We start from the raw sequence: 1,364 nt of genomic DNA, 5'->3' as shown, positions 1-1,364 counted from the left end.
GGCCCCCGGGCCCCGGGGCGGCCCGAGATGCGGCGCTGCATGAGGTCCGCAAAGCGGCGAAGCGGCTCCGGTACTCCGCGGAACTGGCCGCTTCGGTGCCGAAGGGCTCCACGGGCGACGGCGATGCGGGCCGGACATCCGCCCGGAAGCGGCACCGGCGTGCGAAACGCCTGGCCAAGGCGGCCCGTAAGATCCAGCAGGTCCTCGGGGTGCACCAGGACAGCGTGGTGGCCCGGGCGCGGCTGGCCGGGCTGGGCGCCCGGGCGCTGCGCAGCGGGGAGAACGGGTTCACCTACGGCCGGCTACATGCCCGGGAAGAACAGCTGGCGGCCGTCGCCGAGCGCGCTTTCCTGAAACGCTGGAAGAAGTTTCCCGACCGCTGACATCGCCCCCCACACCACGGCGCACCGCACCCGCCGCCCAAGTAAGGGGCCAGGCTCAGGCGCCCCGGACGCGGGCGGCCAGCTGGCCGATGGCGCTGCCGGCAAGGTTGTCCAGCAGGGCACGCGGGCTCTCGTAGACCTCAACGGCGCCGGCGTCACGGAGTTCGGCCTCGCTGGTGCCTCCGCACGTCAGGCCGATCGCCGGAATGTCCAGCTTGCCGGCGGCGTAAATGTCCCAGACGGCGTCGCCAACGTAGACGGCGTTGGCCGCGGGCACCTTCACGGCGTCGAGGGCCGCAATCAGGATGTCCGGCGCCGGTTTGCTCTCCTCGGCGTCGGCGGAGCTGGTGGCAGCGTGGATGTAGGCGTCGGCATCGATGGTGGCGCGGAGCATTTCGAGGTCGCGGTCCCGCGCGGACGAGGCGAGGGCCACGGCCAAGCCGGAGTCGAAGCACTGGGCCAGCAGTTCGCGGGCCCCGTCGAGCCGCCGGAGGGCCGGCCAGAAGGTGGAGAACACGGCGGCGTGGGAGGCCATGATGTCGGCGTCGGACCCGGTGTCGCGGTTCTCCGGCAGCAGGTGGGCCAGGAGCTTGTCCCCGCCCATTCCCACCGAGCGGTGGATGCTGGCCATGGGGACGTCGTAGCCGGCCTGCCGGAAGGCCCGCCACCACGCGAGGGTGTGGATGTAGCTGGAATCCACCAGCGTCCCGTCAACGTCGAAGAGGACCGCGGCCCGGCGCCGGCCGCCGGCGTCAGTGGTGGGCACGGGTGCGCTTCGTCGCCGCGAGGGTGCCGCCGGAAAGGGAGGAGCCGCGTCCTGCGCCGCCGCCGGTGCGCCGCTTGGCCATGGAGGCCAGGAGGGCSGACTGACCGTCGCCGCTGCGGTCGCGGATCAGGCCGGTGCCGGCGATTTCCCGGGCCTGGGCGATGCCGGCCACAGCGGCCCGCTTGGTCGGGAACGTCACCGAGACGGCCATCAGG

General features: G+C 73.1%; 3 protein-coding genes. 1 reads left to right on the top strand and 2 read right to left on the bottom strand.

Annotation, left to right across the window (positions count from 1 at the left end; translation table 11 throughout):
- Positions 1–383, top strand: a 383-nt coding sequence (locus tag AC1DHD_RS16290; protein ID WP_476880700.1) for a CHAD domain-containing protein, incomplete at its 5' end; no start/stop codon positions are given.
- Between the two features lie 55 nt (positions 384–438).
- Here the strand turns inward: AC1DHD_RS16290 and AC1DHD_RS16285 are convergent.
- Together AC1DHD_RS16285 and AC1DHD_RS16280 are read right to left on the bottom strand one after the other, a co-directional pair.
- Positions 439–1,149 (bottom strand): HAD family hydrolase, encoded by a 711-nt coding sequence (locus AC1DHD_RS16285; RefSeq protein WP_476880699.1) that lies wholly within the window; start codon positions 1,147–1,149, stop codon positions 439–441.
- A partial coding sequence (locus AC1DHD_RS16280) for a hypothetical protein (RefSeq protein ID WP_476880698.1) occupies positions 1,136–1,364 on the bottom strand: 229 nt, incomplete at its 5' end. The genes AC1DHD_RS16280 and AC1DHD_RS16285, both read right to left, overlap by 14 nt.

The organism is Arthrobacter sp. 05L45_2 (genome assembly GCF_056397525.1).
This window is presented reverse-complemented; position numbering and strand designations above follow the sequence as displayed.